The organism is Bacteroidales bacterium (assembly GCA_023229505.1).
Classification (GTDB): Bacteria; Bacteroidota; Bacteroidia; order Bacteroidales; family JAGOPY01; genus JAGOPY01.
Genome location: JALNZD010000001.1, coordinates 131555 through 155080 on the forward strand (window position 1 = coordinate 131555; position 23526 = coordinate 155080).

22 protein-coding genes and 1 pseudogene are annotated in these 23526 nt (G+C 42.9%); 12 read left to right on the forward strand and 11 right to left on the reverse strand.

The genetic code is table 11. The features are described from left to right. Positions 1–58: 58 nt before the first annotated feature. The 9 genes and pseudogenes from M0Q51_00550 to M0Q51_00590 all read right to left on the reverse strand — a co-directional run bounded on the left by M0Q51_00550 (position 59) and on the right by M0Q51_00590 (position 5568). A complete protein-coding gene (locus M0Q51_00550) occupies positions 59–490 on the reverse strand; it encodes a hypothetical protein (protein ID MCK9398469.1) in 432 nt (143 codons plus the stop codon). 70 nt (positions 491–560) lie between these two features. Beyond that, entirely contained in the window at positions 561–1064 is a 504-nt protein-coding gene (locus M0Q51_00555) for a hypothetical protein (protein ID MCK9398470.1), read from the reverse strand. A gap of 209 nt (positions 1065–1273) precedes the next feature. Then, positions 1274–1651, reverse strand: coding sequence for a hypothetical protein (locus tag M0Q51_00560; GenBank protein MCK9398471.1), 378 nt, complete (start codon positions 1649–1651; stop codon positions 1274–1276). Between the two features lie 152 nt (positions 1652–1803). Then, on the reverse strand, positions 1804–2157 hold the full coding sequence (locus tag M0Q51_00565; GenBank protein MCK9398472.1) for a DsrE family protein: 354 nt from the start codon (positions 2155–2157) through the stop codon (positions 1804–1806). Positions 2158–2188: 31 nt separating this feature from the next. Continuing rightward, positions 2189–2608, reverse strand: coding sequence for a DsrE family protein (locus M0Q51_00570; protein ID MCK9398473.1), 420 nt, complete (start codon positions 2606–2608; stop codon positions 2189–2191). A gap of 45 nt (positions 2609–2653) precedes the next feature. Next, complete coding sequence (locus M0Q51_00575) at positions 2654–3319, reverse strand: hypothetical protein (GenBank protein MCK9398474.1); 666 nt, start codon at positions 3317–3319, stop codon at positions 2654–2656. Between the two features lie 294 nt (positions 3320–3613). Continuing rightward, positions 3614–4768 (reverse strand): NAD(P)/FAD-dependent oxidoreductase, encoded by a 1155-nt coding sequence (locus M0Q51_00580; GenBank protein MCK9398475.1) that lies wholly within the window; start codon positions 4766–4768, stop codon positions 3614–3616. A 12-nt stretch (positions 4769–4780) separates the two neighbouring features. Further along, complete coding sequence (locus M0Q51_00585) at positions 4781–5101, reverse strand: metalloregulator ArsR/SmtB family transcription factor (GenBank protein MCK9398476.1); 321 nt, start codon at positions 5099–5101, stop codon at positions 4781–4783. Positions 5102–5436: 335 nt separating this feature from the next. Continuing rightward, positions 5437–5568: pseudogene (locus M0Q51_00590) on the reverse strand (IS200/IS605 family transposase). A gap of 269 nt (positions 5569–5837) precedes the next feature. Here M0Q51_00590 and M0Q51_00595 point away from each other — a divergent pair. From M0Q51_00595 to M0Q51_00640, 10 genes are all read left to right on the forward strand, one after another. Then, the gene (locus M0Q51_00595; protein ID MCK9398477.1) at positions 5838–6830 is read left to right on the forward strand and encodes an AAA family ATPase; all 993 of its coding nucleotides are present in this window, start codon (positions 5838–5840) and stop codon (positions 6828–6830) included. Positions 6831–6923: 93 nt separating this feature from the next. Beyond that, on the forward strand, positions 6924–7799 hold the full coding sequence (locus tag M0Q51_00600; GenBank protein MCK9398478.1) for a DUF58 domain-containing protein: 876 nt from the start codon (positions 6924–6926) through the stop codon (positions 7797–7799). A gap of 28 nt (positions 7800–7827) precedes the next feature. Beyond that, positions 7828–8793, forward strand: coding sequence for a hypothetical protein (locus tag M0Q51_00605; protein ID MCK9398479.1), 966 nt, complete (start codon positions 7828–7830; stop codon positions 8791–8793). An 11-nt stretch (positions 8794–8804) separates the two neighbouring features. Then, positions 8805–9788 carry a VWA domain-containing protein gene (locus M0Q51_00610; protein ID MCK9398480.1) on the forward strand — a complete coding sequence of 328 codons (984 nt, stop codon included), beginning with the start codon at positions 8805–8807 and terminating at the stop codon, positions 9786–9788. Next, a complete protein-coding gene (locus tag M0Q51_00615; GenBank protein ID MCK9398481.1) occupies positions 9788–10819 on the forward strand; it encodes a VWA domain-containing protein in 1032 nt (343 codons plus the stop codon). Before M0Q51_00610 ends, M0Q51_00615 begins: the two co-directional genes overlap by 1 nt. 8 nt (positions 10820–10827) lie before the next feature. Continuing rightward, entirely contained in the window at positions 10828–11586 is a 759-nt protein-coding gene (locus M0Q51_00620) for a hypothetical protein (protein MCK9398482.1), read from the forward strand. Between the two features lie 46 nt (positions 11587–11632). Next, positions 11633–13486, forward strand: coding sequence for a BatD family protein (locus M0Q51_00625; GenBank protein MCK9398483.1), 1854 nt, complete (start codon positions 11633–11635; stop codon positions 13484–13486). 9 nt (positions 13487–13495) lie between these two features. Next, a complete protein-coding gene (locus M0Q51_00630; GenBank protein ID MCK9398484.1) occupies positions 13496–14257 on the forward strand; it encodes a tetratricopeptide repeat protein in 762 nt (253 codons plus the stop codon). 275 nt (positions 14258–14532) lie between these two features. Further along, positions 14533–17538 carry a T9SS type A sorting domain-containing protein gene (locus M0Q51_00635; protein MCK9398485.1) on the forward strand — a complete coding sequence of 1002 codons (3006 nt, stop codon included), beginning with the start codon at positions 14533–14535 and terminating at the stop codon, positions 17536–17538. A 48-nt stretch (positions 17539–17586) separates the two neighbouring features. Beyond that, a complete protein-coding gene (locus M0Q51_00640; protein MCK9398486.1) occupies positions 17587–19878 on the forward strand; it encodes a T9SS type A sorting domain-containing protein in 2292 nt (763 codons plus the stop codon). 162 nt (positions 19879–20040) lie between these two features. Here the strand turns inward: M0Q51_00640 and M0Q51_00645 are convergent, their stop codons facing one another. After that, positions 20041–20808, reverse strand: a complete 768-nt coding sequence (locus M0Q51_00645; protein ID MCK9398487.1) for a hypothetical protein — start codon at positions 20806–20808, stop codon at positions 20041–20043. 383 nt (positions 20809–21191) lie between these two features. Between M0Q51_00645 and ung the strand changes: the two genes are divergently transcribed. Continuing rightward, complete coding sequence (gene ung / locus M0Q51_00650) at positions 21192–21863, forward strand: uracil-DNA glycosylase (GenBank protein ID MCK9398488.1); 672 nt, start codon at positions 21192–21194, stop codon at positions 21861–21863. A gap of 22 nt (positions 21864–21885) precedes the next feature. Continuing rightward, positions 21886–22494: a non-canonical purine NTP diphosphatase gene (locus M0Q51_00655; protein MCK9398489.1), complete on the forward strand. Its 609-nt coding sequence runs from the start codon at positions 21886–21888 to the stop codon at positions 22492–22494. On the opposite strand, the gene M0Q51_00660 is transcribed toward M0Q51_00655, so the two are convergent. Next, positions 22439–23419 (reverse strand): D-alanine--D-alanine ligase, encoded by a 981-nt coding sequence (locus M0Q51_00660; GenBank protein ID MCK9398490.1) that lies wholly within the window; start codon positions 23417–23419, stop codon positions 22439–22441. The genes M0Q51_00655 and M0Q51_00660 overlap by 56 nt on opposite strands. Positions 23420–23526 lie beyond the last annotated feature (107 nt).

A 23526-nucleotide genomic window follows, 5' to 3' on the forward strand; every position in this document is an offset into this window, starting at 1 on the left:
CAATGTTTAACAAAATTATTCTTTTTAAACAATTATCAATTAAATGATTGATTTAGAATTACATGCCACAGCAACCATGCATGTCATGTTTTTGTGCTTTTTCCTTTTGGAGCTTCATACCACATATAGAGCATTTGCCAGGTTCCATTGAGGTAATTTCCGGGTGCATGGGGCAGGAATAAGGAGCTGAAGATTTCAGTTCTAAATCCATCCCGCATTTTGGACATTTACCGGGTGATGAACTCATCACCTCAGGATGCATGGGGCAGGTATATTGAGGAGCCATTTTTTGAATGAGATCCATACCACAAACGGGGCATTTTCCTGGCTTGTCACTTTTAATTTCAGGGTGCATGGAACATGTATATGATACAAGATTCTCTGTATTGACAGGATTAATCCGATTAATTGAATTGGTGTCGCTGTTTTGAGCAACCGCATACCCCATACTGATCAGCATGAGGCATGCAAGGATAATGTATTTTGACATAATCTTTATATTTATTTAGTTAGATAAATTATGTGTTTAAGAAAATTTACTGATAAAGTGATTCATGACCCTATTGTTTTACCGGGTGATGAGAGGGGTGAGCTTGCCTGATCGCAATTAGTTCGCGATAGGTTTGATTTACTCTGGCCGTATCACCCATGAAAGAATGCATGGCCATCATGCCACTACCGTGCAAAGTATCATCGCCCATCATATCACCACCCATCATACCGCCACCCATCATATTGCTATCCATCATGTTGCCGTTCATCATACTATCCCCTTCCATCATTTCCTGGCAATAGGTAAGATAATATATGTTACATAGCGAATCGTTCATGTGATAAAGACTGTCCTCCAAAAAAATCAGAGGACTTAAGTACTGGCCATCCGGATCATAGTGATTTATAACCAGATCATCATTTGATTTAGCTTCCTGGAAAGCTTTTATTAAATTTGATTCAGTATCATTCAAACTGCCATTGAGTTCGTCTTGCCTGTTTTCATCTTTGCAACTGTATGTGATTGCTGCGATAGCTATGATCATAGCTATAATCATTAAGATCTGTTTCATTTTTTTCATTTTAAGTAATTTATAGATTAGATTGTTTTGAATTGCTTGCCACCACAAAATAGTAGTTGGTCATTTGTATTAAAAAATAAATTGTGAAATGAGGGAAGAGAGGCAAGAAATGCCATGAGTTCCTTGTAATAAAAGCATTGTTATAACTTAAAGGCAAACAGTAGTTGCCATTACACAGAACTTATCCCACGAAATGGATATCAGCAACGGAAATTGCCAAAAGATACCGGAAAATCACCGGTTTTTCGAAAAAGAAATTTTCTTGGTGTTATGGTTGCGGTAAATGGGGCCACAGGCAATGATCCGGATAAATCAATAATAAAGCTGGCCTGGACAGGATTAATAGTAATTAGTGACTTCACCTCATCAGATGATGATACTGTGAAATCATCCGTCACTTTATTAAAACTGAATTCGTTGTGACACTTGTCGCAATCACTGCCACAGCATGGTTTAGGAGTCGAAAATAAAGAAAAGGATACGATCGATTGTCCGCAATAATGCCTGGTAATTGATAATCCTCCTGTTGCTGTTAACAGGAGTAAAATCACAATTAAATTACCGGCCCTTTTCATCATTTTATTAAAACAAATGTTAAACGAAGATATGCAGAAATTGTTTTGCAAAGAATAAAGTTTAACAAGATTTAACAACAAGATTAGAATATTTCCACTTAAAAGTTGTCCAAATATTAGTGGGAGATCCGTTCTTTAAAAGTAGGCTACACCTATTAAAAGCTTAATATTTTATCTGCTTCAACGGTCCACTCGGCGAATTCTTTCAAATTACTCCGTTGAACACCAGATTGTAACATCTGTTCATTTATACCTCTTGCATCCATACAAGTACCGCACACCTTAATTTTACCACCTTCACGTGTAATTATTTTCATCATTCGCCCAATATTGTAGTAGCCGTCAGGTGTTTTCTGTTCCGCAACCCCACAACCTATCGCATCTGCAAGCAAAAAAATGTTTAACTCTGTTCCGGGATTATCTTTTAGGATTTGGATACCCAGCCTCAGTGCATTGTATGCCTTTTCAGTTCCGTAAGGGGTGTCGTTGATGATGAATAGAATTTTCATTTATGTAAGATCTACAAAGTTATGCCGGGTTCTAAAAGGTGATGATTTTGTTGCTCCACTTAATAATTTCATACATGTCCTGCATAGTTGAGAGAGGACACATTTCTGAACCTTCCTTTTTTCGGATGGTCAGACATGTTCCGCAGGCAAATATTTTTCCACCATTTTCGACAAAACGCTTTATCTGGTCGGTTACCTTAAATTTATCAGAATCCAGTGACTCAACTTCAACCCCTTTGGCCAGTAGAAAAACTTTCACCGAATCTCCCTCACCAATGGCAAAATTGCCAAACCTGAAGGCATTCCAAACCGTTTCGGCATCATTTGAATAAATGACCATTCCGATCTTCATCTTAAGGTCGTTTTTTGAATCCTTATTGTATTGATCGGAGTTTTGACTTACCGAATAAAGAGGGATAATCATCACCAGGATAAAAAAGATTTTTTTCATGTCGCAATCGTTTAATAATGAGGTTTTTTACTGTTGGAGTGTCTTTCATTTTATTCGCAATATTACTTTTCGTTCAAAATAATTTCCGCTCATTCCTTCCTGTGCATTGCCTTTCATGCTTTCACCTTTAGTCAGCATTACCTGCAATTGCATTTCAGCATCCTTTGCATTGCTTAATGGCTGTATAGTCATAGGTAAACTTGTAATATCGGCATTTTCATATCCCGGAAGTTTATCACCAACCAGGCGACACGATATTGGCAGATTTACATCCCAACCGGGAGCAAATTTTGAAAGTGAATTTGTTCCGATAGTTGTCGGGTCAATATAGAGCCAGGCATTGCGGTATGGTACGGGAATGGCATTGTCTTTTTTTCTTCCGATCACGGTGAGTACTGTTTTCTGTTCCCATCGTTTTGTTTCAATTAAAAATGTTCCGTCTGGTTGCTTAAATGATTTTTTGGTGTCTTTGTCAAGAATGTCAATAATGGTTTTTTCATCGTCATTCCACTGTCCGTTGTTGGTGTGGCAGGAAAGGCAATTTTTGGAATTGGTCAAAATGCCGACTGCCGGCGGATAGGCATAAGCCATACCGCTGCTGTTTTGTTTTTTACGAAATTCGGGATGATAAAGATTCTCCGTCCCGATAAACTGGGTGATAGTAATGATGACTATCAAAATGGTCGTGAGAATGACTGCTTTTGTTTTCATTTTTGTAGAGTTTAAACTTTTTCTAATATTTTTTTTCGTTCTTCGTATTCTTCTTTTTTGATTTCACCTGAGGCAAATCTTTTTCTTAAAATTTCCATAGGAGATTCTTTTTGAGACGATTTCTCTTTATTACCGGACCGCAATTTTACAATTACTATTATCGCAACTACAAGGATTGGAAGCCAGATGAACTACATCATAGGCATTCCCCAATAACATTCGTGCCACATAGTATTCATTTTTTTGTTGTCAGTGTTTATAGTGCTGACTCCGCACTTTTAAAATTAATGTTTGTTAGAAATATTTAAAGAACCAATGTTTTTCAAACCAAACTTTTGTCCAATGCCAGAAAAATCCAGGATTTTTCATCTTCACAACAGGAAGAGGCGAACCATAAAAATTTCCACCTGCGTATCCCGCTTTGCCGTTACCCATTTCTAAAAAGCAATGTCCGTCACCGTTAAATGTTTTGTTGGGTGTTTTACCAGCAATTTTATAAGCAATACTATGAGCAACTGCTTCTGCCTGATAATGTGCAAAAACTCCAGCTTTAGGTAATGGTCTGCCCATTTCAAGCGGAATAAATGTTATATCTCCGACGGCATAAACATTTTGGAAATTTGTTTCCATTGTGTTGCGGTTAACTTCAATCCAACTCGATTTTCCCACCAAAGAAGTTTCTTTAATTACCGATGGACATTGATGTTTTGGCGTGTAAGCCAACAAATCATATTCAGCGGTTATTCCGTTGCTGAAAGTCAAAGTTTTTTCGGTTGCTGATGTTGTTTGGTGTTCCGGAAAATATTTTATTCCTTTCATTTCCACCATTTGTCTCACTGCTCCTGATAATTCTTTTCCAGCTACTCCCATTGGTCCCTGTTCGGGTGTATAAAGTGAAATTTCAGTTTTGCTGCTCAACCCTTTTTTCCGGATAAAGCTGTCAATAAGCATGGCTGCTTCGTAAGGTGCGGCAGGACATTTAAAAGGAAGTGAAGGAATTAAAACGGTAATTTTCCCGCCTCTGAAATTTTGCAATAGCTCATTAAATTTTGTAGCTCCTTCAAGTGTGTAAAAATCGTATCCGTAATTATTCAGATTATGTTCTGAAACCTGCTCAGCTCCAAGAGAAACCACCATATAGCCGCCCCTGTATTCTTTGCCTTTTACAGTAACTGAGATTTGTTCGGGATTTACTTTTTCAATTTCTCCGATTACAACCTCAATACCTGCTCCTGCAATTTTTTGAGTGTTTCTGTAAACTTGTTCCGGTTTTCTTTTACCGACCATTAACCAAAGGAGCGAAGGGGCGAAAACATTTTTTTCTTCCTTTTCAAAGACAAGAATTTTTACAGGATCAGGTTCTCTGTCATTACCCACTTTTTTGCTCAATTCTTTAGCTGTGATAATTCCGCCTGTTCCCGCTCCTAATACTAATATTGTTTTACTCATACTATTTGCTTTTTAAAGATTTTCAAGAAGTTCTTTATGTTTGTTGAGGTTGTCAATAAGAACCTCACGCATTAGTTGGCAAGCTTGAGCCACCTTTTTAGTAGAAAGTGAATAATAATTGCATTGTCCGTCTCGCCTCATTTTTAAGATGCCTTTTTTTGTCATTATCGAAAGATGTTGCGATAGATTGGATTTTAGTCCGCCTGTTACTTCAAGAATGTCAGAAAAGCAAAGTTCATTTTCCTGTAACAAGTCGATAACCTCAATTCGCAATGGATGGCCTAAGGCCTTGCAAACATCAGCGTGTAGTTCAAAAATCTTCTTTCCATTCATTGTTTTATTGTTTAACAGTTCACAAATATATGAACTATTTATTAAACCACTAAATCTTTCTTGCGGGCTGTGATTTTTTTAATCTCACTAACCAAATTTGGAATAAATGAAGTTTATCTCTTGCCATGGATGTGCCTGTGATGTAAATCGGGAAAATGGGAATGGTGGTGTTTTGTCGGTTCGTGTTGATGGAAATGTGAATGCACTTTCCCCGGCGGTTCTGATTCGCCTTCATGTTCATGGTTGTGGTTACTCATCATCATGCTTGTGGTAATGTGCATGATCCATTGAATCATGGCTATGAGCGTGGTGGTGTGAAAACAGATTTGTAACTACTTTTCGATCTCCAAACAAGTTTCTTTCAAGGTCTGATCAACTGCTTTGCTAAATACCACTCTCCTATACTTGGCCGGACAAACAAAATTGTATGGCAGTTGGTTTGATGTTTCTATTTTGTAATATATCATCAAAACTTTGCATTATTGTAATTTTTGTCAGTTAAAATAGTATGAAATTTAAACTTTGTAATGTGCTTATTAATGAAATCAAAACGTGAATAGAATATAATTGTTTCATTAGGTACTATTTTATAAATCATTAATTGATCAAATATCTGAACTTCAAATTCCTTTCCTGGTCTTCCTCATTCCTCACTCTTTAACAACTTTTAACAAAATCATTATCAGGCATTAGCGCAGCAAGCCTTACATTTGTGCCGCTTTAAATTCAATCAACTATGATGGAAACAGATATCAAGGCATTGAACGAACGCATCCAGCAGGAAAGCGCATTCGTGGATATGATCAGCATGGAAATGGGAAAGGTGATCATCGGGCAGAAACACATGGTAGAGCGGCTGCTGATAGGTCTTTTATCAAACGGGCATATACTCCTTGAAGGAGTTCCCGGCCTGGCCAAGACTTTAGCGATCAAATCACTTGCTAACGTAATTGATGCTCATTTCAGCCGGATCCAATTCACGCCTGACCTGCTGCCGGCCGACCTTACCGGCACAATGATCTACAGCCAGAAAAAAGAAGAATTTGTTGTCAGGAAAGGCCCCATCTTCGCCAATTTCATCCTGGCTGATGAAATAAACCGGTCTCCGGCTAAAGTGCAGAGCGCTTTACTGGAGGCCATGCAGGAAAGGCAGGTAACCATCGGGGAGCATACTTACCCGCTGCAGGAACCCTTTATGGTTCTTGCTACCCAGAACCCTATCGAGCAGGAAGGTACTTATCCCCTGCCGGAAGCACAGGTCGACCGGTTTATGCTGAAAGTGGTGATTGGTTACCCGGATAAGGATGAGGAAAAACGCATCCTGCGGCAAAATATCGCCAGGACCTTTCCAACCACCCAGACAATCATTAAACCCGCTGATATCACCAAAGCACGGGATGTGGTCAGGGATGTCTACCTGGATGAAAAGATCGAAAATTATATTACCGATATCGTTTTCTCTTCCAGGTATCCCACTGAATATAAGCTGAGCCGGTTTGAGCCCCTGATTCAATGGGGTGCCTCGCCTCGCGCCAGCATCAACCTGGCCCTTGCCGCCAAAGCTTTTGCCTTTATCAAACGGAGGGGATATGTTATACCCGAGGATGTCAGGGCCGTGGCACATGACGTCATGCGTCACCGCATCGGGCTGACTTACGAAGCCGAAGCAGAAAATGTCACTACGGAAGACATTATAAACGAGATACTTAATACGGTTGAAGTACCATAAAATCAGTGAAAAGTGACATTACTTTGACAATAAACTTTTCACATTGAACCTTCAACTTTGCACTTTGAACTTTGCACTTTGAACTAATCGAAGATGGAGACTGCTGAAATACTCAAAAAAGTAAGAAAGATAGAGATCAAGACACGGGGGTTGTCGCACCAGGTGTTCTCAGGTCATTATCATTCTGCTTTCAAGGGGAAAGGTATGACTTTCAGCGAAGTCCGCGAGTATCAGTATGGTGATGATATCAGGAGCATCGACTGGAATGTCACTGCAAGGTTCAACCATCCGTATGTCAAGATCTTCGATGAAGAAAGGGAACTGACCGTTATGCTTGTCATTGATGTCAGTGGTTCGAATGAATTTGGCACCCGGCAGCAGCTGAAAGAAGATCTGATGACGGAAATCGCCGCCGTTCTCGCCTTTTCAGCCATTCAAAACAACGACAAAGTCGGGGTGGTCTTTTTCAGCGACAGGGTTGAGAAATTCATCCCTCCCAAGAAGGGTAAATCGCATATCCTGAGGATTATCCGTGAGCTGATCGACTTTCAGCCGCAGAGCCAGCAAACCAATATTTCCGAAGGGCTGCGTTTTCTTTCGAATGCCATCAAGAAAAAATGCATTGCCTTCGTAATATCCGATTTTATGGATAAAGGCTTCGAGCAGGCCCTCAGGATTGCCAGCCGGAAACATGATATCGTGGCCGTCAGGGTTTTCGACAAACGTGAAACCGAAATACCAAAAATGGGCATGGTGAATGTATTTAATAAGGAAACCGGCAAAGCTATGTGGATTGATACAAACGACCCGGGCCTGAGGAGTAACTACAGCAGCCATTGGAACCGCCATGACCAATCGTTGAACCTGCTCTTCAAGAGGCTTGGGGTTGATTCCGCCACAATCCCGACAGGCGAAAATTATGTTAAACCATTAATGAACCTGTTTAAATTAAGAGAATCAAGGTTTTAGGATGATGGTGCAATGGAAATACATAATTATGCTTTTCATGTTTGCAGGGCTGACCTTCACCATGCAAGGCCAATATACCGGCGCAAACGCCAGGCTGGAAAAGGACAATTTACAGATCGGCGACCAGGTAACACTTGAGCTCACCGTCACAGTTCCTGCCGGGAGCCTTGTCCAATGGCCCATGCTGTTGGATACACTGGTAAGGAATATCGAAATCCTGAGAAAATCCGGACTCGATACTATTACATCTAACAAAGAACAGTTTACACTGAAACAGAAACTTATCATAACCTCATTTGATTCCGGATCTTATATTATTCCACCGATTCCCTTTAAATATACCCAAAAAGGCGATACTGTCACTTATTATACGCAGACATCGCCTGTAAATCTCGATGTACAAACCATCAAAACTGATCCTGCAAAGGATATCAAACCCATCAAGCCGCCCCTCGCTGCCCCGGTAACTTTTCGTGAGCTATTGCCCTGGATCGGCCTGGGGGTGATCATCCTAGCTCTTGCATTCCTGATTTATTTTTTTCTGAAGAAGCGAAAACAAAAAGTGCCTGTTTTTACATCACGGCTTAAGACAAGCATACCGCCTTATGAGGCCGCTATGGAAGCGCTGGAAAGCCTTCGGCTGAAAAAGCTATGGCAGGCAGGAAGGGTAAAAGAGTATTATTCAGAGATGACGGATATTGTCCGTGAATATATAGAACTGAGATTTCCGGTGAGGGCTCTTGAAATGACGACCAGTGAAATCGATGCCGCGCTGCGCCAGACTGATGTCAACAGCAGTGCGAGAGAAAAGTTGCATCAAACGCTTGTCCTGGCTGACCTGGTCAAGTTTGCCAAAGAACAGCCCTTACCGTTGGAAAACGATCTCAGCTTTAGCCAAAGCGTGGATTTTGTAAGGGAAACCAGGCCACGTAAGGAAACTGAGCCCTTACAAGCTGAAAAGGCTGAAAATGTTGAACAGAATATTATGAAATAATGTTTTCGAATATTGAATTTGCCAATCCCGGATATTTATTCCTGCTCGTGCTGATGCCCCTGCTGGTGGCCTGGTATTGGTTCAGGCGCGGAAAAAGCATCCCGACGGTGCAGGTATCCGCCACCGAGGTATTCGAGAACACTCCCAGGAGCATTCGCCATTACCTGTACCATGGCATGTTTCTCTTCCGGATTATCGCCGTTTCACTTCTGATCGTGGCTTTTGCCAGGCCCCAGACATCCCTGAAAAGGCAGAATGTCAGCATCGAAGGTATTGATATTGTGCTGGGACTGGATATCTCGGGCAGCATGCTCGCCCAGGACCTGAAACCAGACCGGCTGGAAGCTGCCAAAAAGGTGAGCCAGGACTTTTTTACGGGCCGTCCGAATGACCGTATCGGCCTGGTTGTCTTTGCCGGGGAGGCTTTCACACAATGCCCGCTTACGACTGACCACGTAATCATTGAAGATATGCTGGATGATATCAAGAGCGGGATCATCCAGGACGGAACCGCCATTGGCGATGGTTTGGCCACTGCCATCAACCGGCTGAAAGAAAGCCAGGCTGTCAGTAAAGTCATCATCCTTCTGACCGATGGCCAGAACAATGCCGGATCTATTGCCCCGCTTTCGGCTGCAGAAATTGCAAAAATTTATGGTATCCGGATTTATACCATCGGTGTCGGGACAATTGGCTATGCCCCTTATCCCGTACAGACCCCTTTTGGCACGCAATACCAGAATATGGAAGTTAAAATCGATGAGGACCTCCTGAAGAAAGTGGCCAATATGACTGATGGCAGGTACTTCAGGGCGACTGATAATACAAAACTCAAGGAAGTTTACCGGGAAATAGACCAACTGGAGAAATCCAAAATAGATGTGACCGAATTCAGAAAAAAACACGAAGAATTTCTTAATCTGGCGATATTTGCGCTTATTTTACTGGCGCTGGAAATTTTATCAAGATTAACCTTATTCAGAAGTATACCCTGATGTTCCGCTTTGAACACATAGAATACCTGTACGCCCTGCTGCTGATCCCCTTCTTCAGCTTGTTATTCATCCTTTACGGGATTTGGAAGAAAAGGGCCATTAAAAGGTTCGGGGATCTGGATGTCATCGCCCAGCTTATGCCACTTTTTTCCGGCAGGAGGCTGGTGTTTAAATTTATCCTGACCATGCTCGCTTTTGCTTTCCTGATCATCGGGCTGGCCAATCCGCAGATAGGCTCCAAACTTGAAAAGATCCAGCGAAAAGGGGCTGACCTGGTCATCGCGCTGGATGTATCAAACAGCATGCTATCACAGGATATCCGGCCAGACCGGCTAACCCGGGCCGTGCAGGGCATCTCCAAACTGGTTGACCGCCTTGAAGGCGACCGCATCGGCATTGTGGTCTTTGCAGGAAAGGCCTATGTGCAGCTCCCTATCACTACTGATTATTCAGCGGCAAAAATGTTTCTTTCGACAATTTCCACCCAGATGGTCCCTTCGCAGGGAACCGCTATCGGCGATGCTATCGATCTGTCAGTCGAATCTTTCAAAGCAGACGAAAGGAGCAAGGCAATCATCATCATCACCGACGGAGAAAACCACGAAGGCAATGCTGTCGAATCCGCCCAGGCTGCCACCGCCAAAGGCATCAAAATTTTTACGATAGGAATGGGTTCCCCGGAAGGTTCACCTATACCTGTTTATGACTCCTACGGCAGGCAAACCGGCTATAAGACTGACCGGGAGGGACAGACCATCGTATCAAAACTTGACGAAACTACGCTCCAGCAGATCGCTTCAGCCGGAAATGGTATCTATGTGAGGGCATCGACCGGGCAGGATGGCCTGACCAAAATTCTCGACGAAATAAATGCGTTGGAAAAGCAGGAAATTGAGACCAAGATGTTTTCTGAATATGAAGGCCGATTCCAATATTTCCTGGCGGTCAGCTTGCTATTGTTGATCATTGAATTTCTTATCCCGGAAAGAAAAAGTAAATGGGCAGACAAAATCAGACTATTTAACCGTTAATAAGAGAAATGAAAAATAAACGTTCCTATATATTTTTGCTTTTCATGACCATGACTCTGCTCTCCTGGTCGCAACAGGAGAACCGGTATATACGGCAGGGGAATAAGCAATATGAAGATGGTGATTACAAAAAAGCCGAAATTGATTATCTCAAATCCACCCAGTCGGGCAAAGCTTCGCACAAAGGTTTCTACAACCTGGGGGATGCCTGGTACATGCAGAAAAATTATCTGCAGGCTTCCGCTGCTTTCGACACGCTCCGGACATTTAAAATGGATGACGAAACCCGTTCCAAATCTTACTATAACCTGGGTAATTCCTTGTTAAAAGCAGCTCTCGACAGTGCACAGCTGGCCCAGCAGGTTCTCCCACCGGGCATTGAGGCTTACAAACAGTCTTTACGCCTGAATCCAGCGGATGCTGACGCCAAATACAACCTGGCCTATGCTCAGCGACTGCTTGATAAATCTCAGCAACAGCAACAAAAGCAGGATCAGCAAGACCAAAAGGACCAGCAACAGGATCAGAAAAAGCAAGATCAGCAGCAGAACCAGGATCAACAAGATCAGCAGAAAGAGGACGATGCGAAGCAGGACCAGCAACAGCAGGATCAGCAGCAACAACAGGCCCAGCCCCAGCAGATATCCAAGGAAGATGCTGAACGGATACTGGAAGCATTAAAAAATGATGAAAAACAGACCCTGGAAAAGCTAAAAGAGGCAAAAATAAAAACGATAAGGGTTGTCAAATCCGAAAAGGACTGGTAGAGTTTTTTATGAAAAAGAAACAACGAAATATCAGCACGGTCAAAAAATGATAAGAATCCTCAGAATATTATTTGTTTTGGCTATCCTGGAAGGGGTAACGGATGATATCCTTGGCCAGGCAGTTGAATTCACGGCTTCGGCAAAGAGCAGTGTCCAGGTTGGGGAACAATTAAGGGTGGTTTATACGGTCAATAAACAGGTGGATCGTTTTGAAGGACCAGATTTTGAGGGGTTCAGCGTGCTGAGTGGTCCGAACCAGTCAACGAACCAGAGTTATCAGTTTATCAATGGTAAAGTCTCACAATCTTTCCAGGTTTCCTACACTTATTATCTACAGGCAACCAAAGAAGGCACTTTTAACATTAACCCAGCTAAAGTCACCACTGAAGGAAAAACTTACGAATCCAATTCCCTGACAATCAATGTTTCTCAATCGGCCTCTTCCCAGACGCCTACTCAGCAGGGAAACCAGCGGCCTGCCCAGGCAAGGCAGGAAAGTGTCAATAAAAATGATATTTTTATCAAAGCAACGGTCGACCGGTCCCAGCCTTTCCAGGGCGAACAGGTAATCGTCACTTATAAAATCTACACAACCATACCGATCTCCCAGATCAATATCAGCAAGATCTCTTCTTTCCCCGGGTTTTGGAATAAAAGCCTGTTGAACGACAATGATCCTTTAAAACAATCAAATGAAGTAGTTAACGGGAAAGAGTATGTTGTAGCTGATCTGCGGAAAATCGCCCTGTATGCCCAGCGAAGCGGGGAGATCAAAATCGAACCCATGGAGCTGCAATGTGTGGCGCAGGTCAAAGTCGAAAATTCACGAACCCGGGACCCTTTTTTCGACAGCTTTTTTAACGACCCTTTCTTTAACCGGAATTTTCAAAATGTCGAACTTAAAGTGGAGTCCAATCCGCTGTCCATCAATGTAAAACCCTTACCTGCCAGCGGTAAGCCGCTGGATTTCAGCGGGGCCGTAGGGTCGTTCAATATTTCTTCGGAAATCGACCGGACTGAATTAAAATCAAATGAGCCCATAACATTAAAGTTTACCATATCAGGAAAAGGCAACCTTGAACTGATCGAAGCCATGCCTCTGTCGTTTCCTCCTGATTTTGAAACCTACGATCCGAAGATCACCAATGATCTTACGAAAAATTCCAACGGTATCTCCGGCAGCATAACCTTTGAATACCTTATCATACCGCGCAATCCGGGAGAATTTCAAATCAAACCGGTCGAATTTTCATTTTTTGATCCTGTCAAACAATCTTACACTACTCTTTCAACCCCCCTTTACAATATCAAAGTAAATAAAGGTGAGGATGAATCAAGCGGTATAACTTACAGTGGTGTAAGTCAGAAAAATATACAGTTCATCGGATCCGACATCAGGCACATAAAGACGGGACATATCCAGCTTTATCGTATCAATTCATTTTTCATAGCATCATCATCTTTTATATTCTGGCTGATCATCCCGGCGTTGCTTTTTATCACGATCATCATTCTATGGTCAAAAAATAAAAAGAGAAGCGGAAATATTGCCCTTGTAAGGAACAGGAAAGCCAATAAAGTCGCCAGGAAAAACCTTCAAAAAGCCGGTGAATACCTCCAAAGCAATTCGACCGGGGCATTTTTTGAAGAAATTTCCCGTGCATTATGGGGTTACATAAGTAATAAGTTCAACATCCCGCTTTCTGATTTATCGATTGAAAGCGTCAATCAGCGGTTATCTGATAAAAGTATCAGTGAAGAAAGCATTCGTAAATTTACCGGAGTACTTGAAAATTGCGAATACGCCAGGTTTGCACCGGGCGATAAATCTGAGAAAATGCAAGGTATTTATAACGAGGCTCTTGAAGTTATCAGCAAAATTGAACAGGAATTGAAATAAATCGAATCCATGAAGAACCTGGTGATTATCTTTTGTCTTTTCCTACTGGCCATGAATCTTCCGGCCCAGATGACAAACCTTGAAAGCCTCATCGAGGCAGGTAACCAGTCCTATTCATCAACAGACTATACTTCAGCCATTTCTCAATATGAAAGTGTCCTCGAATCAGGTATGGAGTCTTCGAGTTTATATTTCAACCTCGGCAATGCATACTTTAAACTGAACAATATCCCGGCCGCCATCCTTTATTATGAAAAAGCGAGAAAACTGGATCCCACTGATGAAAATATCCAATTCAATCTTGACCTGGCCAATAGCAGGATTATTGACAAGATGGAGCCATTGCCTGAGTTTTTCCTGAGAACCTGGTGGAAATCGGCAAGGGATACATTTTCCTCAGACCGTTGGGCTAAAATCGGAGTGATTGGTTTTATCCTGGCACTGGTTGCATTAACCTTATTTATTGTCTCGGTTTCGATATTTCTGAGGAAGATATCATTTTGGTCGGGAATCCTGCTCCTGGTCCTGATGTTAGTGTCACTTATCTTCAGCATCGAAGGATACAGGGACTATAGCCGGCATAATTCAGCTATTATTTTCACCCCGACCGTTACGGTAAAAAGCTCCCCGAATGATGCCAGCGTTGACTTATTTGTCATTCATGAGGGGACAAAAGTGCTTATTACAGACCTGGTAGAAGGTTGGAGCGAAGTGCGTCTGGCCAACGGTCATGTCGGCTGGGTAAAGACCGAAGCCTTCCGCCTTATTTAATATTTCATAATAAATACTCTGATAATCAGTATAAAAGGTCGATAACGGAGCAAGTTGACCTCCTGCCGTTTACTGATTTTGCCTGACCGCTAACTGATTACGGTTTGAAACTTATCTATTTAATTTTAAATTTGTAACATCGAACAGTACCCGGATTTTATCAATATCTTTGTTAAAATTTTAACTATAGCAGATTTGAGTGTATATAAAAATAGTGTAAATTGGGCGTCTGTTTCTGATAAGACGATATGTTGTAAAAATCAAATTCTATTTATATGAATAAAAGACCTTTACCCCTGGGCTATTTAATTTCTGCCATCTTTGTTTCCTCTCTTTTAATATCTGCAGCTTTTACCGGCGATGATAAATCTGTTACCCAAAAAGAAACGGCAGCGGACTACATTTCCAAAATAAAGAACAACCAGGTAACCGGGCAAATCAGTCCGGCAGATTACCTGAAGGCCATTCAGCAGGTTAAAATGCAGGAAGGGATCAGAACCGGCAATGAGTATGATTTTGATTGGGATCTTCTCGGACCGAATAACATTGGTGGCCGGACCCGTGCTATCTTATTTGATAACCGTGATGCCAGCGGAAAAATTATGTATGCCGGCAGTGTCACAGGAGGCATATTCAGATCAGAAAACGGCGGTGAGAATTGGTCCAAGATCGTGCAGGATGGAAACCTGAATGTGACCTGCATTACCCAGGCCGGTAACGGTGATATTTTTGTGAGTACCGGGGAAGGCTTTAACGTCCAGGAATATACGGTTCTCAAAGAGTGGGGCTATACAGGCGGTTTAATGGGGCAAGGGATATTCAAATCCACTGATGGTTTGAATTTCAACCTTCTGCCTGCCACAAAACCCATCCTGAATGGCAATAGTGAACTTGAATGGGGCTTTATCAATGAATTGGCTGCCCATCCCGCCAACGGAGCATTGTTTGCCGCTACAAACACGGGTTTGAAATTCTCGGGTGATGGCGGAAACAACTGGCAGGTTGCAAAAAATTCCGAAGGTGCTGAATTGTCCCTGAACTCTAAAGATGTTAAAATGGCTGCTAACGGCATGGTCGTAGCAGAAGTCAATAATCTTTGCTATGTTTCGGAAAACGGTGACCCTAGCAACTTTATACTGCGTTCAGGCGATTCTACTTATAATATTCCTGTTACCGGTGTTGGAAGGATTGAATTTTCAATCGCACCTGCTGATAACGATATTATTTATGCACTGGTAGTCACTTCCAGCGGGGCACTAAAGAATATTTACCGGTCAGATGATAAAGGTATGAATTGGGTAGTAGTCGGGCCCGGCGGTAGTTCGAATTTCAATATCTTTAATACGGGAAGTAACATCAGCCAGGGCATCGGGTTATTTGCCGCGACTATCGAAGTGTTCCCGGATGATCCTTATCACATTCTCATCGGTGGGCAGGATATGTGGGAAGGCAAAAAAATCCTTGATGAAGGATTCTACCAGTGGATTTCACGCTCATCTGCAGTCCTTTTTTGGTTAGACGAGCCATTCCTGTGGCAAGGGCATCACACCTATCAATTTATGCCCGGTTCTCCAAACAATTTCTTTGCAGGCACCAACGGAGGTATATCAATGGGCACGGTTAATCCGCAACTCTATGTATTCCAATTCATGAACAAGGATTATATCGCCAGCCAGTTCTATACTGTCAGCCCGACGTTGGAAAAGAAAAATGTACTGGGAGGCGCACAGGATATCGGCACTATCTTTATTAACGGCGCTGCCAATCCCTCCGATAGTAAAAGAGGCGAGGATATCTGGACCACTCAGAGTGATGTGCCTGACGGCAAAACCGGCGGTTATTGTGCAATGTCTTTAATCTATCCGACAGCTGTTATCTATTCAAGGCGTATTCAATCTGTGGCAACCCCCCTTCCCCCCCCAGAGTTCAGACGTAATGAGTTCGGCGGTGGACCCGACTGGGCGGCTAGTATGCTCCCAGCTACTACTATCTATGCAAGCACAGCCTTTCTTTCACCCTTCCTGCTCTATGAAAACTTCGAAGATTTCAACACAAAAGATACCGTTGAATATAAAATTACCAGGCATTTCGCTGCAGGATCAGTAATTTGGATTGAAAGCAATAATGGCAAACGGCCTTTTAAATATATCACCCCTGTTGCTCTCACACCAGGCGATTCGATCGGTGTGCCGGATATTATCACTGCAAGGTTTTTCATCGGCGGCGATAACCGTGTGTTAATGACCAAACAAATGATTCAATTCAATGTTAATCCTGAATGGTTTGTCATCAGCGACACGGCACATGATGGTGTCGCAGATAAACCGCAGTGCATGGCTTATTCATCTGATGCAAACCACCTTTTTGTCGGCACAGATAAAGGAAAGCTTTACAGGATTTCGAATATAAAGTATGCTTATAATTATGAAACGGCCGATGTAAACAGCGCTTATTGTGTGATCTCCACCAAACAGATACCTGTTTATCTGCCAGGCACGACAACGGAAATTTCACAGGTTATAACATCCGTTTCTGTAGATCCAAATAATGACAGCAGGGTCATGATCACCCTTGGCAACTATGGTAATGAGCACTATGTTTTTTATTCAAATAATGCCCTTGCTGAAAACCCGGTATTCATCTCGGCTCAAGGCGACCCCGGTAACGGTGGCCTCCCGCAGGCACCGGCTTATTCTTCACTTTTCGAAATGGATCCTGATAACAACCTGGTCTTTGTCGGAACAGAAAATGGCATTTATGTTACAAATAACATAGGATCTGGCAACCCGACCTGGGTGGCTGAAAACAATAACCTGGGAGGCGTACCGGTATTTATGCTGAAGCAGCAGAATGTCAGAAAAGGCAATGATACGCTGGCTTTTGTGAATATCGACACGACTTATGTCATCTATTACGGGGTCAATAATTATGGGGTGATTTACGGAGCAACATACGGAAGGGGCCTCATCTCACTCGATAATTTCCAGAAGCCGGTAGGCATTTCAGAACCCGGTAAAATTGATAATAAAAATGGTTTCATGATTTACCCGAATCCCGCCGATGACAGGGTGACCGTTGCTTTTGAAACGGTGACAACGGGTAATGTTGAGATCAGAATTTACAATCTCACGGGAAATCTTGTTATAAGTGTCGACCTGGGCATAAGGCCTGAAGGCAGGCATGATGCTATCATTAATATTGCCAACCTGAGTGCAGGCACCTATATCATACGCCTGACGATGGGAGACCAGCGTTCATCTTCAAAATTTATCGTTCAATAATCATCAATTATCAAGGATCTCATTTTCACCTAAATAAAAAGTAAAGAGATGAAAAGAATATTTATAACCACATTGCTCATCAGCCTGATTGGATTACTTAATCTCACAGCTCAGGAACGAATTTACACCCCGGAACTCAAAATTCCGGTAAATGGTGCTGTTGATCAGATGCCCGATGTGGTACTTGACTGGGATGCAGTTACAGGAGGGAATACAGGCATTATTACATACGATATCCAGCTTGATACCGACCCGGCTTTCGCCAACCCGGTGAATTTTCAGACTGAATTCCTTACTGGTTACAAAACATCAATGCTCCTTTTCGGTCAAACTTATTACTGGCACGTGCGTGCCGTCGATGGGAATGATGTATCAGGCTGGTCAGAAACCTGGTCTTTCAGGGTCATCCGCAGAGTAATCCTGAACAAGCCCACTGATGCTTTGGAACAAAACACGGATCTGTTTCTCGTTTGGAATGCTATTACAGGGATTACAGAGTATGATTACCAGTTCGACACAACATACTTCTGGAAGCCGGTTAATTCGGGCCAGAGCGGAATCCTTTACGGAATAGCTGCGCTGGATGAGAACCATGTTTGGATTGTGGGCGCCGGTGGAGTTGTCCTTTTCTTTGACGGAACTTCCTGGGTGGAGCAGGAAAGCAATCTTTCCACAGACCTGTACTGCGTACATTTCCTGGATGCAAACAATGGCTGGGCTGTTGGAAAAAACGGTAAAATCATTCATTACGATGGTACTGCCTGGGTCGCACAAGCCAATGATTCCATAAGGGACCTTAATGGAGTCCATATGTTGGATGCCAACAATGGCTGGGCAGTCGGTAAAGAGGGATACCTGTTTTATTATAATGGCAGCGAATGGTCATTGCAATATGACGCGCCCAAAGACCTGACTAAAGTATTCGCTTTTGATGCGACACATGTCTGGGCCGTCGGGAAAACCGGCTTAGCCGTTTTTTATAACGGCTCATCCTGGTCAGTGCAGGAAACTGGCACTACAAAGGATATTTTCAGCGTGGGCTTTACTTCTGCCGATCATGGATGGGCTGTTGGTAAAAGCGGGCTCCTTCTGGAATTCAATACCGGAACCTGGGAAAAGCTTGAACATAACTTTACAACAAAAGACCTGAATGCAGTTTATTTCACCAGCCCGGATAATGCATGGGCCGTTGGTAAAACCGGTGCTGTTCTCCAATTTGACGGGATCGAATGGTTCAGTCAATCAGGTGGGACGGCCACTACCCTGAACGCAGTTGGCCTGACTGGCTCAATTGGTTTCATTGCTGGTGAAGCCGGCGCCGTGATCAGCTATAATGATGATGCTTTCAGCAGTCCGCTTGCAACTATACAACATGTACCCGGTGATATCATTACTGTTCAAATCAAAGATCTTTTATTCGGCACCCAGTATTTCTGGAGAATGAGAACCAAACATGACCTTGCCATCTCTGAATGGTCAGGGGCACGTTCATTTACCACCATTGCAACGGTGGAACTCGATAAACCCAATGATAATTCAACGGATCTGAACCTTGATGTGCTGCTGAAATGGAAAAAAATTTCAACCCTGGTAAGTTATGAGGTCCATGTTGATGATGACCCTGCCTATGGGTCCCCGATATTTCTTGCTACTACTGAAATCCAGATCAGCGCAGAATTGTTGAAGTTTGGGACACTTTATTACTGGAGGGCCAGGGCTCTTCATGCTTTTGACATTTCCGACTGGTCAGCTTCTTGGACGTTTACCACTGTTAATACTGTTGTGCTGGAAACACCAGCTAATGGGGCTACTGATGTCAAACTTTCCCCTCCTTTGAATTGGAAAGCATTAACAGGCATTGCAGGCTATGAGGTCCAATTTAATGATAATAACACATTTGTTGACCCCATGGTCAGTGCGATCGTACCTGTGGCTGAAAATAGCTTCATCGTGCCGATTGTCCTTGAGAAAGATGCCGAATATTTCTGGCGTGTAAGGGCCATCAATGGTTTGGATACTTCAGGATGGAGCAGTACCTGGTCATTCACCACTTTGCCGCCGGTGGGTATAGGTGAACCCGGCCTTGGTGGAAAACTGGCTGTTTATCCTAATCCGGCTATAAATACAATCTACATCCAGCTTCTGGATAAGCAAAGAATTTCTTTCCAGCTCACTATCACTGATCTGGTGGGAAAAACGGTACTAAAACAGGATATTCGCTTCGATTCAGGAAATAAAACCGTTCCGGTTGATGTTTCTTTCCTCCGGGATGGCATTTATTTGTTTAGAATGTCTGACCAGGAAAGCGTCTTTACCAAAAAACTGGTCATAAAAAGATAAAATTTCTTCAATTAACTCTGACAGGCTGTCCGGAAATGCTCAGGCAGCCTGTTTTTTTATTAACACTGTCAGGTGCTACGCACGCTGACAGGTTAAATGCCGACCTGACAGCGTCGTTAGACCTGTCAGTGTCAATAGCTCAGGCAGCCTGTTTTCTTTTGATTAATTATATCTTTTCCCGAAAGAAAAATTAAGATAAAAGGTAACCAGGAAATTCTGAGCCGGGTTAAAAGCCATAATAGGTATGGCAATCGGGAAGTACTCCACCACCCCGCCAGCTTCAAGGGCGCGGATCTTGCTGTTCAATGCGCCAAACTCAAAATTCAGGCCGGCTTTGGCATAAACGCCAGGGTAAACCTTCAATTCACCGAGCCCATCCGTGAAAGGTGCACGTCCATATATGTATTCGCTGTTATGATAGTAATTGTCGGGATTATATTTCTCTTCTTTTACATAAGTGTAAGTTTCATCCCAGAAATAAAGGTAGACAGGCTTGGCAAAAGCCACAGACAGTCCGCCCATGTATAAAACCCTTAATTCAACGCCTCCCCAGTAAGGCTTGCGGTTTAATAGTTTCTTAAATCCATAGCCGGCCCGGAGAATATAAACATGATTGAGCTTGCCATAAACATAACTCTTCGCGTCATAATAATACGGATTGATTACACGGATCTGCTTGGGATGTTTCATGCTGACAAATTCGATCTCAAAAATACGGGAATTGAAAAAGGTCTTGTTGATCCCTTTCCGGAAATTCGCACCCATTCCTAAAATATGAATTGTCACACCACCTGTTAATTCCTTTTTAAGTAGTACCCTGTCGGCAATACTATCATATCCTTCCAGCTCTTCATCCTGGGAAAAAACATTATTTATCATGACCAGCATGAATAGCATGCAAAAAGATAATATGACCGGGGAATTTTTCATAAAAATTGAAACTACAGAAATCCGCGTATCTCTTTGTAAACTTTACAACGATTATGCCAGAATCTCCGTCTGTCGGCAGAACAAGTGATTAATATCTTTGTTCTATCTGATATTTATGGACTTCACCATAGGCAGGGCAATCCATTGATGACGAGCACGAAGTCATGGCCAGGGCGTATAGTCCTAACGCAATGATAGTAATCAACAGTTTTTTCATAGGTTCAAGGGTGAAATGATGTGGTTTAACAAACCTTTATCGTCACAAAGATAAATTTATTTACTTTTAAAAACATTAAAGATTCAAATATATTGTAAGAAAATAAAACTTTTACCAGAGAAAATTTCCGGGCATTAATAACAAAGAAACCGGCAATATGCAATCAATCAACCCGCAAATAGAAGAAAGCTGGAAGCATGTCCTCCAGGAAGAATTCGATGCACCTTACTTCCAGGGATTAACGGAATTTCTCCGGGAAGAGAAAAAAAAGCACATCATTTATCCTCCCGGTCCACTGATTTTCTCCGCTTTTAACCATACTCCATTCAACCGGGTAAAGGTGGTAATTCTTGGACAGGATCCGTATCATGGCCCCGGGCAGGCACATGGCCTGTGTTTCTCCGTTCCCGATGGGGTGCCTCATCCCCCTTCGCTGGTAAATATATTCAAGGAGATCGAATCCGACCTCGGTATTCCGGTCCCGAAAAGCAGTAACCTCACGAAATGGGCCAGCCAGGGAGTATTGCTTGTCAATGCGATCCTGACTGTCAGGGCCAACGAGCCCACCTCCCACCAGAATAAAGGCTGGGAAACATTTACCAATGCAGTCATCAGGAATCTGAGCGAAAAAAGGAAAAACCTGGTCTTTCTGTTATGGGGAAACTATGCCCAGGCAAAAGAAAGCCTGATCGACAGCGGCAGGCATTATATCCTGAAAGCAGCCCACCCCTCTCCTCTATCTGCAAACAGGGGATTTTTCGGTTGCAGGCATTTTTCCCGTACCAACCAGATCCTTTCGGAACAGGGAGTGAATGAGATTGATTGGAGCCTGGAGTGATTATTAATCAGAATTAACTACCATGAAAGAGCTCGTTTTCGCTACAAATAATCCTCATAAACTTAAGGAAATCAGGGAAATCATTGGCAATAAATTCCAGATTCTCAACCTTGTCGATATAGGATGCAATGAGGAGATCCCGGAAGATGCCGCGACACTTGAGGGGAATGCATCCCTCAAGTCATGGTATGTCTGGAATAAATACGGGAAGGATTGCTTTGCAGATGACACCGGGCTGGAGATAGAAACACTGGAAGGAAAGCCGGGCGTTAAATCGGCCAGGTATGCCGGAGAAGATTGTATCCCGGCGAACAATATACTCAAGGTTCTGGATGAACTGGAAGGTAAGATTGATCGTAAGGCGAGGTTCCGGACTGTGATATCATTAATAATCAATGGCATAGAAGTGCAGTTCGAGGGAACCGTGGAAGGCACTATTCTTCATGAAAAGCGGGGAAAAGAAGGGTTTGGTTACGATCCCGTTTTTTTACCTGATGGATTTAACCTGAGCTTTGCAGAAATGTCCCCGGAAGAAAAAAACAATATCAGCCATCGTGCGCGGGCTACCCAGAAGCTTATCGATCATTTAAAGCGTTCATCACAGCTTCCGAAAACAAATCCTGCAGGCTGATCCCTGCCCTGAGCGCCTGCTGCGGCACAATGCTCAGTTCCGATAAACCGGGAACAGTATTTACTTCCAGAAAGTATAATTCCTTATCATTCAAAATAAAATCGAACCTGACAATTCCTTTGCAATTCAGCAATTTGTATAACTTTAACGATGTATCGCTGATCATCCGGGCTATTTCACCCGGCACATCTGCAGGGGTGACCTCATCAGACATTCCCTCGTACTTCGCCTCATAATCAAAGAATTCCTTTTTGCTGAGAATCTCGGTTATAGGCAAAGTCCTGATCGCCCCCTTATATTTGATCGTGCCGCAGGATAATTCACGGCCGGGGATGTGCTCTTCCAGCAAGACCCGGCTATCCTCATGGAATGCCAGCGTTAATGCGGGAATTAATTCCTCCCGCTTTTTCACCTTGGATGTCCCCACGCTGGAACCTCCGCAGTTCGGTTTAACAAAAAAGGGAAGGCTGATCCGCTTTAGGATTTCATCTTCACTGATCTTTTCATTTTTATTCAGAACTATAGACCTGGATATTTTCACACCGAAACTGCTCACATAGTGATTGCAGAAAAATTTATCGAAAGTCAGGGCTGAAGTGGCCTGATCGCAGGAAGTATAAGGGATACCAAGCAGGTCAAAATACCCCTGGATCTTGCCATCTTCCCCGGGCGTTCCGTGAATGGCCACGAAAACTGCGTCAAATGAAAGCGCTCTCCCGGGCAGGCTAACAGAAAAATCCTCTTTATTTACAGGGAAAACAGTTCCGTCATTGTCGTGGCAAAACCAGTTCCTTCCTCTGATAACTATAATGAAACACTCGAATTTCGCGCTGTCGAGGTGTTTTTTCACAACACCGGCACTCTTGATCGAAATTTCATATTCACCGGAGTCGCCTCCGGCTATGATTGCAATTTTCTGCTTCATCTTTCAGGTGGTTTATCAGTCAGGAGATCACACAATAAAATTCATATCTTTGTCGCTTTAAACGCAATAACAGGTAAGTTTTACGTTATAATAAGTCTAACCAGGTC